The organism is Streptomyces sp. NPDC046831 (genome assembly GCF_040645305.1).
GTDB lineage: Bacteria > Actinomycetota > Actinomycetes > Streptomycetales > Streptomycetaceae > Streptomyces.
In genome coordinates, this window is the sequence record NZ_JBEYXZ010000016.1 from 7,725 (window position 1) to 19,916 (window position 12,192).

A 12,192-nucleotide genomic window follows, 5' to 3' on the forward strand; every position below is an offset into this window, starting at 1 on the left:
ACCGGGGAGGGCCCCCGCACCGGGGACGATCCCCGCACCGGGGAGGGCCCCCGCACCGGGGAGGGCCCCCGCACCGGGGACGATCCCCGCACCGGGGAGGGCCCCCGCACCGGGGAGGGCCCCCGCACCGGGGACGATCCCCGCACCGGGGACGGCCCCCGCACCGGGGAGGGCCCCCGCACCGGGGACGATCCCCGCACCGGGGACGGCCCCCGGGCCGGGGACGGCCCCCGGGCCGGGGACGATCCCCGGGCCGGGTACGGCTCCCGCGCCGGGGACGATCCCCGAGCCGGGGGCCCTGCCCCACGGCGCGTCGCCGGATTCGCCGTAGGGTGCGGGCGGACGCCAGTGCGTCCGCCCGCCGGGATCGGCTCAGCAGGTCGGGACGCCCGGGAGCCAGGCGTCGGGGACGTCGATGAAGATGTTGGAGACGTAGCCGCCGTAGTCGGGCAGGTAGGACCAGGCGTCGTTGCTGTAGCCGTTGTAGGTGACGAGCTGTCCGTGGACCTGGCACTTGACACGCACGGTGGTCGGGCCGGGCAGCGTGGCCACGCGGGTGGAGGTGGTGGTCGCCTGCTGACGGATGCTCACGTCCGTGCCCCAGGTCGGGAAGGACTTGGTGTCGCCGCCGCCGCCGTCGGTCCACAGGTAGGTGACGGTCACCCAGCCGTTGTTGCTCAGGCCGATGTTGTAGAAGGTGCCGTCGGCCAGGTCGATGCCGGCCGGGTTGGCGACCTGGCGGCCGAACTCGTCGCGTCCGCCGTTGTACCCGTTCTGGTAGGCGGCCTGCGCCTCGGGCACCCCCCGGGCGAGGTCCCTCCACTGCTCCCTCTGCGTGGAGGGGTTCCAGTAGTCGTCGTGCGTGTTCCAGGGGCCCACGTCCCACACCGGCGCGGTCTCGCAGCGGACCGGCCCGCACACCTGCACCGAGTACTGGCCGCTGCCGTTGGGCGACAGGGCGCGCCGCGAGGGAAGGGCCACGAAGTGGTCGTTGCTGCGTATGACGTGCCCGTTGGCGGTCGTGCCGCCGACCAGTCCCTCACGGGTGGCGAAGACACGGGCCGAGAAGGCCGAGGCCGCCGCCAGCGGCCGGGCGGCGGCGGTTCCCCCGTCGTCCGCGCTCAGCGTCAGCTCCTCCACGGCCGGTGTGGTGCCGTCCTCCGCGGTCCACAGGGTCAGCCGGGCCTGCACGTCGTCGACGAGGCCGGGCAGTTCCGCCGGAGCGCCCGCCGTCGCCTGCCGCCACTCCGTCCACGCGCCGTCGGCGGCGCGGCCGCGCACGTCGACCACCACGCTCGCCCCGCCGGGCACCGCGGCGTCGACGTCCACGGTGACCCGGTTCACCGGCCGGCCCACGTGGTGCGACTGCAGCACGGCCGAGGCGTAACCGCGGTCCTGCCCCAGCGACGCCGGGCTCAGCGAACCGTCGCGCACCCGCAGCGCGCCGTCGCTCCAGCGGACGTTGGCGTCGTCGGAGCCGGGGTGGGAGAGGTCGGCGCGCCAGGAGACCGCGCCGGTGGCGGCGCGCGACGCGTCGGCCGCGCCGGCGGCCGGGGCCGTGCCGAGCGCCGTACCGGCCAGGGCGAGGAGGCAGAGCGTGCCGCGGAGCAGACGGGATCTGCGGCGCGGGGCGGGCCTCTTGCCCGGGGAAAGGGGGGTCAGCATGTCGGCACTCCCGGGAGCCAGGCGTCGGGGACGTCGATGAAGATGTTGGAGACGTAGCCGCCGTAGTCGGGCAGGTAGGACCAGGCGTCGTTGCTGTGGCCGTTGTAGGTGACGAGCTGTCCGTGGACCTGGCACTTGACACGCACGGTGGTCGGGCCGGGCAGCGTGGCCACGCGGGTGGAGGTGGTGGTCGCCTGCTGACGGATGCTCACGTCCGTTCCCCAGGTCGGGAACGGCGTGGTGGGGCCGCCGCCGTCCCCGCGTACGAGGCTCATGTAGTACGACCAGTCCCAGTACGGGCCGGGGTCGGTGTGGTCGTTGCCGGGCACCTCGCTGTGGCCGACGAGGTGCGTACGGTCCGTGGGAATGCCGTACTTGTCGGTGAGGTAGCGGGTCAGCGCGGCCGAGGACCGGTACATGCTGTCGGTGAACCAGGACGGCGTGCTGACGTAGCCCTCGTGCTCGATGCCCACGGAGTAGGCGTTGGCCGAGCGGGCGTGCCAGGCGGTGTCGCGTTCCCGGACCGTCTGGGTCACCTGGCCGTCGGAGGAGCGGACCACGTAGTGCGCGCTGACCTGTGCCGCCGGGTCCTTGAACCAGTTGATGGCGCCCGCGTACGAGCCCTGTGTGACGTGGACGACCACCGTGGTGACGGCCGAGGTGCGGCCGGCGGCGTAGTTGCCGGCGTAGGCCGGTGACCAGAGGGCCGACGGATAGTCGGCGGCCGCGGCGAGGCCCTCCGGGGCGGCCTGCGCGTACCTGCCGCGCCGGGGGGTCACCCGGTGCGGGGCGACGCCGACCTCCTCGCCGCCCGGCACGTGGGCGCGGACGCCCCGTCGCAGGACGTCGTAGACGGCGTCCGCGTACAGGCGGCCCGCCGTGTCGCTGCCGGGCGCGCCGTAGCGGGCGGTGACCGGGTACCAGGCGTCGAGCCGGTGCCGTCCGGCGGCGCGGAGGCCCGATGCGTCGGCCATGGCGCGCAGGACGGCGGCCCCGCCGCGGATGTTGGCCGCGGGGTCGTGCTTGAGCTCGGCGGCCGTGGCGGTGGTGAGCCGGGCGGCCTGTTCGAGCGTGTGCCGGGAGGGATTGCTGACCAGGTGCATCATTCCGAAGCCGTTGTCCTGGCTGGGCAGTCCGTGGTGGCCGTCGAGGCGCGTCTCGGCGTAGGCGACGGCCACCAGCAGGTCGCGGGGTACGTCGTAGGCGGACGCCGCCCGCGCGAAGGCTTCGTTGAGGGCGGTCCCGGCCGGCGCGGCGGGCGGGGAGGGGCTCGCCGCGCCGGCCGGCTGACCGGTCAGGGCGAGGCCGGTGGCCAGGGCCAGCCCGAGGAGGGCGGTGCGCAGGCGTCTGAGGGGAGGTCCGGGAGGCATGTGGGGCTGCTCCGTTTCTCGGGTGCCGGGTGAGGTGGGACGGCAGCTGGCGCACCGTCGTCGGACATCGGAGGGACGGCCGCCGCGGTGGACGGCCGGGTGCCGGGAGGGGAGGTCCCGGCGACGGGCCCTGGGCGCGGTGCCCGGGCGGAAGTGCCGCGGGGGAGTGGCCAGGGGCTCGTCAGCACACGGGGACGCCGGGGAGGCGGTCCGAGGGGGTGTCGACGTAGACGTTCGTCAGATAGCCGCCGTAATGGGGGAGATGGGCCCACCAGTCGCTGCTCCGGGTGCCGTCCGTGATGCGCCGGCCCTGCTTCTGGCAGGTGACCAGGACCTCCACGCCGGCCGGGAGCGTCGTGACGACGGCGGAGTCGGTCGTGGCGCCGGCGCGGACGCGGACGCCCGAGCCGAGCGTGGCGAAGCGGACGCCGAGGGGGCGCCGGGCGCCGGGCACGTCGAGCAAGTCGACCAGGCGGGTGAGCCGGGAGTACGCGGTCCCGTACGGCGTGCCGTCGGGGTGCAGGGTCAGGACGGCCACGATGGACCGGTCGTCCGCGCCGGCGGTGCCGGTGGAGTGCAGGGCCTCACTGACCAGATCGACTCCGCCGCCGGCGGCGGCCGTGGCGGGGCCGGCGGCGGACGGTCCCGGCTTCCGGGCACCGTGGACGGAGCCCGCGCCGGCCGGGGCGGCGACGGGCGCCGGTGTGCCCACGTCCGCGGTGCAGCCGCCGGACGTGAAGCCGGACCAGCCCTGCTTGACCGCCCAGGGGCCGGTGAAGGCCGACGGGATGCCGAAGTACTGGTCGTAGCCGTCGTTGGCGCACCGGGTCGAGCGGTGCAGAGCGCCCATCACCAGGTCCCGCACGGGGGCGGGGGCGCTGTCGAGGACGTAGCGGTAGATCCGCACGGTGTCCGACGCGGTCAGGGAGGTGTACCCCCAGAAGCCGGGGTGGGTGGCGGGCGGGGGAGCCGTGCCGGTCAGCCCGAGCCGGGCGGCCATCCGCTCGACGATCAGGCTGCCGCCCCGCTGCGACCAGTAATGGCTCGCCGCACCGTCGTCGCTGCTGCGCAGCATGGCCTCGAGCCGCGCCCGGTCCTCGGCCGGGACCTGGTAGCCCGGCCCGAGGTCCCCCAGGACGTCGAGGGCGAGCAGCAGCTTCACGACCGACGCCGACCGGAACTGCCGGTCCTCGTTGAGCAGTTCGGTGAAGCGGCCGGTGGACCGGTCGAAGACGGCGACGCCGGCGGTGACGCCCGCGGGTACGTCCACGTCGGGCGACGGGCGGGGCGAAGCGGCCAGGGCGGGCACCGCCGCCAGCGCGCCGAGCGCCCCCAGGGCGACGGTGAGGCTCACCAGCCGGCCGATGCCGTGCCGGACCCGGCGGCGGGTACGGCGGGCCGGCCGCGTCGCCGGCCGGGCGGCGGACGGGCCGGACACCGCCGGACCACACGGCAGTTGCGGACCACGGCCGGCCGCGGCAGCCGCCGGCCGACGCTGTGGATGTGCCGTGACCTGCCGCTGCGTGCGTGCTGAGGCCCGGTCTCCCGGGCGTCCCTGCTGCATCGTCGCCCACTCCGTCCGTCACGCCAAGGAGACCCGCGGTGGCGCGAGTCGGCCGCACTCCGGTCACGCATGGTGGTCCGGCGGAGTTGTCATGGGCAAGACATTGCGTTCTGAACGAAAGACCCCGTCCGCTTCTTGTGCCGCACCAGGCGCGTCCCTACCTTGTGCCGCGGCCCGCCGTCCGCCCGGACGCCGGCGTCCCCGGCTGCTTTCCCCACGAAGGAGCGATGCGCGATGCCTCTCAGACGCCTCTGGACCACAGCGGTGACCGCCCTGGTCGCACTGGCCGGCCTGTTGCTCGTCCCGGTCCAGCCGGCCGGTGCCGCCACCACCGGAAGCACGGTGGCGGCGGCGCCGAACTTCAAGGCCCCCTACCCGTGCGGTCAGAAGTGGACCTACAGCCACCACTCGGCCGAGGTCCGCCGCGCGCTGGACTTCGTCCGCGCCGACGGCGGCACCACCAACGGAACCCCGGTCCTCGCCTCCGCCGCGGGCACCGCCTACCGGTACTACCAGGCGAGCGGCGCGGGCAACTACATAGCCATCGAGCACGGCGGCGGCTGGCGCACCTACTACTTCCACCTGTCCGCCTACAGCGTCGCCGACGGCGCGCACGTCGAGCAGGGCCAGCAGATCGGGACCACCGGGAGCACCGGCAACTCCAGCGGCCCGCACATCCACTACGAGCAGCTCTACAACGGCGTCGGTCAGGACATCCGCATCAACGGGGTCGCGCTGGCCTACCCCGGCAGCTACAACCAGTACTTCCTGACCAGCGACAACGGCTGCGGCGGCGCGGGCGTGCCGTTCATGACCTGGGGCAGCGGGGTGCGGGTGCGCAGCGACGCCTACCTCAGCGCGCCGGTGGTCACCACGCTCGGCGGTCCCACGAGCGTCCGGGTCCTGTGCCAGAAGCAGGGCGACACGGTGAACGCGGAGGGCTACACCAACAACTGGTGGAGCAAGCTGCGCGACCAGAACGGCTTCATCAGCAACATCTACATCGACAACCCCGCGGCCCAGCTCCCCGGCGTCCCCCTGTGCTGACCGGGACGCGGTGAAACCGGCCGGCCCGGAGACCTCCGGGCCGGCCGTCGTGCACGGCCCTCACGCGCGCCTCGCGAGAGGCGTCACCCGGCGGCCGGCGCGCCGTCCCGGGAGCGCGGGAACCGCGCTCCTGCCCCAGCGCCGACCCGGCGCACTCGGCCATGAGAACGGCGGCTGGTGCGGGGCATCCCGGGCGCGCCATTGGTCTCCGCAGTGGACGGCGGCGGAGGGGACCAGTACGGCTGCGAGAGTCGCCGCCGCGGCCAGGAGGACGGCCACACGGGGTCTTCCACTCATCAGGCACTCCGATCAGTTCCTGTGCACAGGGATGACCACAGTTCACGACTAGGGTCGTGTGAGCTGGGGGCCGTCGGTTGTCCCTGACAATGGTTCGGGCAGGCTTCACGTGCGGAGAAGGTGAGCCGCTGCCCGGCCCCGTGTCTCAAGAAGCACGGTGTGGGCGGCGGCCTCCCCCGCCGGTCAGGTCCAGCCCCGCGAACACGGTTCAGCGGGCTCCGCGTGCCTCGCGCGGAGTCCGGGGGCGGGCAGCGGACACGCCTTCCGGGTTCACGAGATGCCGCGCCCGTCAGGTGTGGCCATCATGGTCAGCCAGGCTCCGTCCGGCCGTCAGGGCAGCCGGGCGGGAGGGAAAGGTGGTGACCATGGAGCTGTTCCCGTCGATCCCGCTCGCCGAGTGGCGCGGCACCAAAGAGACGCTCCACCGTTTCGCGCAGACCGTCGGGAAGATCCGGCTCGCCGCCAGCCCCCGGCGCAACCACTGGTGGAACGTGCCATTCCACCTGACCGGGCGCGGCATCACCACGCGCCCGATGGGACAGGGCGACGGCCGTCCCGTCTTCACGATCGACTTCGACTTCGTCGCGCACCAGCTGGACGTCTCCGCCCTGGACGGACGGCAGATGTCGATCCCGCTCGCCGACCAGTCCGTGGCCTCCTTCCACGACCAGGTCATGCGAGCGCTCGCCGCGCTGGGCGTCCAGGTGGACATCGACCTCGACCACCCCTTCGACCTGCCCGACGCCGCCCGGCCGTTCGCCGAGGACACCGAGCACGCGGCCTACGATCCCGCCCAGGCCAACCGCTACTGGCGGGTCCTCAGCCAGGTGGCCTCCGTACTGGAGGAGTTCGCCGCGGGCTATGCGGGGAAGGTCAGCCCCGTGCACCACTTCTGGCACACCTTCGACATCGCCCACACCCGGTTCTCCGGACGGCGCGTCGAGCAGCCCGAGCAGGTCGACCCCGTCACCCGGGAGGCGTACTCCTGGGAGGTGATCAGCTTCGGCTTCTGGTTCGGGGACGACACCTTCCCCGAGCCGGCGTTCTACTCCTACACGGCTCCGGAGCCCGCCGGGCTGACCGAGGAGCCGCTCCGGCCCGCGGCGGCGCACTGGCTCCCCCTGCGGGGCAGCCATCTGGCCGTACTGCCGTACGACGCGGTGCGCACCGAGGCCGACCCGCGTGCCGCCGTGCTCGCCTTCTACGACAGCGCGTACCGGGCCGGTGCGCGGCGCGCCGGATGGGAGACCGAGGCGCTGGAATGCCCCGGCGGGGTCACGGACCCGCAGTTGCGTGTCCAGCGGTCCGACGGGGCGCCCGGCTGAGGCCGGGCGGGAGCGGCGGAGGCCGAGTCGGTGCGGCCGTCCGGGCGCCGCCCGCCCGGTGAGCACGCCGCTGGTGGCCGCGCCCCTTCCCCGACGGCCACACCACCACACGCCGGTGGGCCGCCCCGGGCAGGGACGGCCCACCGGCCCATCCGGGCGGCAGCCGGGGGAACGCCGGCCGGATCAGACGGAGGAGGTGACCGCGGCGCGCTTGCCGTCGTCCGCCGAGGCGGGCTCGCCGTCGTCCAGGGAGACGTTCTTCGTCTCCTTGCCGAGGAGCAACGCGGTCAGTGTCAGCACCGCCATCGAGGAGAGGTAGACGCCCACCAGCCACGGCGAGCCGTCACCGGCCTGCCACAGCGCCACCGCGATGAACGGGGCGACCGCCGCGCCGAGGATCGAGCTGACGTTGTACGAGATGCCGGACCCGGTGTAGCGCACGCTCGTCGGGAAGAGCTCGGGCAGGAGCGCGCCCATCGGGCCGAACGTCATGCCCATCAGCGTGAAGCCGAGCACGAGCCACAGCACCACGCCGAGGGTGCCCAGACCGATCAGCGGCACCCAGACCAGTCCGAACACCACGATCGCGGCGGTGACCCAGATCAGGGTGGTGCGCCGTCCGTACCGGTCGGCGAGCGGGCCGGAGATGAGGGTGAACGCGGCGAAGAACAGCACGCCGAAGATCATCATCAGGACGAACGTGGTGTAGCTGTAGCCCAGACCGGGCACGGCGGCGTCCTTCGCGGTGCGTCCGTAGCTCAGCGAGAACGTGGTCATCAGGTAGAAGAGCACGTACGTCGCCAGCATGATGAAGGTGCCGAGGATCAGCTGCTTCCAGTGGCTGCGCACCACGGTGGCCAGCGGCAGCTTCTGCACCTTCCCCGCCTCGCGCGTCTTGGCGAAGACCTCCGACTCCACCAGTCGCGACCGCACCCACAGGCCGATGGCGACCATCACGGCGGAGAACAGGAACGGGATGCGCCAGCCCCAGCTGACGAAGGCGTCGGAGGGCTGCGTGGGGTCGGCGCCCGCCGCGGAGGGCAGCAGCGCGCCGATGATCAGGAACAGGCCGTTGCCGATGATGAAGCCGAGCGGCGCGCCCAGCTGCGGGAAGGTGCCGTACAGAGCGCGCTTGCCGCTGGGCGCGTTCTCCGTCGCGACCAGCGCGGCACCGCTCCACTCGCCGCCGAGCGCGAAGCCCTGCGCGAGCCGCATCAGCACCAGCAGTGCGGTGGCGATCCAGCCGGCCTGCACGTAGGTGGGCAGGACGCCGATGAGGAACGTGGCGATGCCCATGGTCAGCAGCGAGACCACCAGCGTCCTCTTGCGGCCGAGCCGGTCGCCGAGGTGTCCGAAGAAGACGGCGCCGATCGGGCGGGCGACCATCGCGGCGCCGAACACCGCGAACGACGACAGCAGCGCCGTGGTCGGGTCGCCGCCCGGGAAGAAGAGGGAGGGGAAGACCAGCACCGCGGCGGTCGCGTAGATGTAGAAGTCGTAGAACTCGATCGTCGTGCCGATGAGGCTGGCGATGAGGACGCGGGACCGCGGATTGACGGGTGTCTGGGCTGAGCCGGTGGCTTGTGCGGGCATTGCTCGGTCTTTCGCGCGAGGTGGAATCGGTCGCCGAGGGCCCGGACCTGCGCACACGTCCCCCTCGCCGAAAGACCGTGCGAACTGTACGGGCAGGCCAACGATCTCAGGCGTCTTACGTTCCGAAAAGCGCCGCCCACATGCTGAGACGCCTTCCGGCCTGCCCCTCGGCCCCGCTCACGCCGGCCGCCCTCGCCGGGTGGGGGCCCGTCCTGGAGGGATGTGGAGGCGCTCCGGACTGCGGGGCCGGGCGCGTTCGACGACCGGGTGACCGAACCGAGCGGCCCGGGCGGTGACCATGCCGGGCCGCGTTCGCCACCGCGGTCGTGTCCCGGCGCGGGCAGTCCCGCTGGCGCTGTCCCGCCCGGGCGGACCCGACCCGGGTGCGTCGGGCCGGGCGGCGGGCCGTGACGGAGACCAGGGGAGCGGTGGTCACGACGACATCGGACTGCTGCGGGCCGGTGAGCGCACGCCCGCGGGCCACCGCCGCTATGTGAGGACTACCTGCGGCGGCTGTACCGGGTGCGGGCGCTGCGTGCCCTGGGTATGCCCCTGGAGGAGATCAAGGACCCGCTCGGAGCCTGGCGCCGGGGGCGGCCCCTCCACGAGGGGGAGGGGCCGCACCCCGGCTTCCCCCCGGTCGCCGGGGGTCAATCGTGGAAGACCTGGGAAGCGGTACTCGTGTGCGGTACGGGCGTGCCTCGGTCAGGCTGATTGGATCAGCCCGGACCGGTAGGCGAGGGAAACGAGTTGGACGCGGTCGCGTACGTCGAGCTTGCAGCGCAGGCGGTAGAGATGGGTGCGAACGGTGGTCACCCCTATCGATAATTGCGCGGCGACCTCCTCCGTGGACATGCCTTGTGCCAGCAGCGTCAGTACCTGGCGCTCGCGCGTGGTGATCTCTTCGGTGGGTATCCGCAGCGCCTCGTGGGGAGTGCGGTTGTCGCGCCGGTACCAGTCGACGAGCCGGGTGGCGATCTGCGGAGCCAGTGTGGTCTGGCCCTTGGCGGCGGACCGTATGGCGGCGCTCAGTTCCTGACCGGTGGTCCCGCGCACCAGTACGCCGTTGACGCCCAGGCGCAACAGGCCGGCGAAGGTCTCGTCGTCGTCGTTCATGGCCAGCGCGACGATGCGGGGCGGTGTGTCTCCGGGTTCGCGGAGAAGTCTTCGGATCATCTCCGTACCGTTGATGCCCTGGAGGTCCAGACCGGTCACCACCACGTCGGGCCGCTGAGTGCGAGCCGTCATGATCGCTTCCATGCCGCTGTTGGTGGTGCCAATGACCAGCATGTCCGGCTCGGCCTCGATGAGACTGCGGAGCCCGTCAAGAACGATCGGCAGGTCATTGCAGACCAGTACTCGAAGGGACATTTGTCATCCTTGTGTAGGGGAGGGTGACACCTTCTCATTCGTTCAGCCGCGTCACGCTACCAGCATCTGAATGTTGAATTAGCGTTTCTCGTCGAGAGATGCGGTCCTTTGGTGGGGCAAGACTGCTGCTTCCGGGGCGCGTTGTGCTGTCAAGAGGGCCCGACCCGATCATTTCTGCAACGACCCCGTTGAACCCGTCCCTCTCACCACGCGAGCCGCCATGACGCAGCGGTGCCGCACGGCGAGGGACGGCATCCGACACGGGGTCGGCAGGACGAGGCCGAACACCCGGGGCACGGCCACGAGCCCTCCGCGCCGCAGGGACCCGGGGTAAGCGCAGCGTTGAACCACCCTTACGTCCAGGTCAATGCGGCGCGGACGACCGCCTGGCGAGCGCTGGGTAGTTTCGGCCCTCGGTGGCTCCGCGGCCATCGCGTCCGAACCGGCTTCAGGAGGTCCCCATGGTCGTCTGTCCCGAGTGCGAAGAGGGACTCGCTGTCCCGGCTCAGTCCAGGAAGGGCGAGATCCTCGACTGCGCCGGCTGTTCCAGCGAGCTCGAGATCCTCGCCGTCGACCCCGTCCTGGTCGCCCTCGCCCCCGAGGTCGAGGAGGACTGGGGCGAGTGAGCGCGCATCGCTCCCTCTGGAGCAACCGTGACTTCACGGTCTTCTGGGCCGGGGACACGGTTGCCCAGTTCGGCAGTCAGATCACGCTCCTGGCCGTACCGCTGACCGCGGCGGTCACGCTGCACGTGGACGCGAAGGCGATGGGCGTGCTGAACGCCGCCTCGTACCTTCCCTTCCTGGTGCTGACCCTGTTCGCCGGGGTCTGGGCCGACCGCTACCGGCGACGCCCGGTGATGCTGGCGAGCACACTCTGCCGCGCCGTCCTGCTCTCCCTCATTCCCCTGCTGTTCGCCCTGGACCAGCTGAACCTCGGCTATCTGGTCGCCGTCGCGATCGCCGTCGGCGTGTTCACGGTCCTGTTCGAAGTGACCTACCAGTCCTATCTGCCGTCGCTGGTGGACCGCGAGGACCTGATGGAGGGCAACAGCAAGCTCCAGGTCAGCGCGTCGGCGGCGCAGGTCGGCGGTCCGGCCCTCGCGGGCTGGCTGGCGGGCTGGCTGACGCCCCAGGACGCGATCCTGGTCAGCGCGATCGCGTTCGCCGTCTCGGCCGGGGGGCTCGTCATGGTCCGGAAGCCGGAGCCCGCTCCGGACCGGCCGGCCGAGCACCCCGCGGTACGGCGCCAGATCGCCGAGGGGCTGCGGTTCACCTTCGGCAACCGGGTCCTGCGCGCCTGTGTCCTGGAAGCCGCCACCTACAACATGTTCTGGCTGGTGCTGGAGACCGTCTTCCTGCTCTACGCCACCCGGAACCTGGGCTTCTCACCCGGAACGGTCGGTCTGATCCTGGGCGGCGGCGCGGTCGGCTCCCTGGCGGGGTCGCTCGTCGCCAAGCGGATCTCCGAGCGCCTCGGACTCGGCAACACCGTCACGCTCGCGATGGTGCTGGGGTGCGCCGCACCGGTGCTGGTGCCGCTCGCGGGCGGTCCGCGGGCCGTGGCCCTGGGGCTTCTCCTGCTGTCCTTCCTCGTCGGCGGGGCGGGCACCATGGTCGCCAACATCCAGGTCGTGAGCCTGCGGCAGACCATCACACCCAACGCCATGCTCGGCCGGATGAACGCCAGCTACCGCTTCATGTCCTGGGGCGTGGTGCCGCTGGGCGCCCTGCTGGGCGGCTGGCTCGGCGACTCGATCGGGCTGCGTCCGGCGCTGTTCGTGGGTGCGGCGGGGCTCTTCGCCTCGGCGCTGTGGATCGTGTTCTCCCCGATCCGCGTGATGCGTGAACTCCCTGCGGCCGCCGACCACGAGGCGGCGCACGACGGCGGCACGGACGGCGCGGACGAGAAGACCTCAGACCCGAACGCGGCAACGGTCGCCGACCACTGAACGGACCGA

General features: G+C 72.6%; 9 protein-coding genes. 4 read left to right on the forward strand and 5 right to left on the reverse strand.

What is annotated here, in order from left to right:
- Positions 1 to 372: 372 nt before the first annotated feature.
- From ABZ920_RS16015 to ABZ920_RS16025, 3 genes are all read right to left on the reverse strand, one after another.
- A complete protein-coding gene (locus tag ABZ920_RS16015; RefSeq protein ID WP_361504269.1) occupies positions 373 to 1,665 on the reverse strand; it encodes a hypothetical protein in 1,293 nt (430 codons plus the stop codon).
- On the reverse strand, positions 1,659 to 3,035 hold the full coding sequence (locus ABZ920_RS16020; RefSeq protein WP_361504272.1) for an N-acetylmuramoyl-L-alanine amidase: 1,377 nt from the start codon (positions 3,033 to 3,035) through the stop codon (positions 1,659 to 1,661). The genes ABZ920_RS16015 and ABZ920_RS16020 overlap by 7 nt, the downstream gene beginning before the upstream one ends.
- A gap of 181 nt (positions 3,036 to 3,216) precedes the next feature.
- The gene (locus ABZ920_RS16025; protein WP_361504567.1) at positions 3,217 to 4,353 is read right to left on the reverse strand and encodes an SH3 domain-containing protein; all 1,137 of its coding nucleotides are present in this window, start codon (positions 4,351 to 4,353) and stop codon (positions 3,217 to 3,219) included.
- A 480-nt stretch (positions 4,354 to 4,833) separates the two neighbouring features.
- On the opposite strand from ABZ920_RS16025, the gene ABZ920_RS16030 reads away from it, so the two are divergent.
- A complete protein-coding gene (locus ABZ920_RS16030; RefSeq protein ID WP_361504275.1) occupies positions 4,834 to 5,646 on the forward strand; it encodes a M23 family metallopeptidase in 813 nt (270 codons plus the stop codon).
- Positions 5,647 to 6,308: 662 nt separating this feature from the next.
- Complete coding sequence (locus ABZ920_RS16035; protein ID WP_361504278.1) at positions 6,309 to 7,268, forward strand: DUF5996 family protein; 960 nt, start codon at positions 6,309 to 6,311, stop codon at positions 7,266 to 7,268.
- A 183-nt stretch (positions 7,269 to 7,451) separates the two neighbouring features.
- Here ABZ920_RS16035 and ABZ920_RS16040 read toward each other — a convergent pair whose 3' ends face one another.
- Together ABZ920_RS16040 and ABZ920_RS16045 are read right to left on the reverse strand one after the other, a co-directional pair.
- A complete protein-coding gene (locus tag ABZ920_RS16040; protein ID WP_361504281.1) occupies positions 7,452 to 8,861 on the reverse strand; it encodes an MFS transporter in 1,410 nt (469 codons plus the stop codon).
- Between the two features lie 705 nt (positions 8,862 to 9,566).
- Positions 9,567 to 10,232, reverse strand: coding sequence for a response regulator transcription factor (locus ABZ920_RS16045; protein WP_361504284.1), 666 nt, complete (start codon positions 10,230 to 10,232; stop codon positions 9,567 to 9,569).
- A gap of 461 nt (positions 10,233 to 10,693) precedes the next feature.
- Between ABZ920_RS16045 and ABZ920_RS16050 the strand changes: the two genes are divergently transcribed.
- Both ABZ920_RS16050 and ABZ920_RS16055 read left to right on the forward strand, forming a co-directional pair.
- Positions 10,694 to 10,858, forward strand: coding sequence for a lysine biosynthesis protein LysW (locus tag ABZ920_RS16050; protein WP_361504287.1), 165 nt, complete (start codon positions 10,694 to 10,696; stop codon positions 10,856 to 10,858).
- Entirely contained in the window at positions 10,855 to 12,183 is a 1,329-nt protein-coding gene (locus ABZ920_RS16055; RefSeq protein ID WP_361504290.1) for an MFS transporter, read from the forward strand. The genes ABZ920_RS16050 and ABZ920_RS16055 overlap by 4 nt, the downstream gene beginning before the upstream one ends.
- The last annotated feature ends 9 nt before the right edge of the window (positions 12,184 to 12,192 follow it).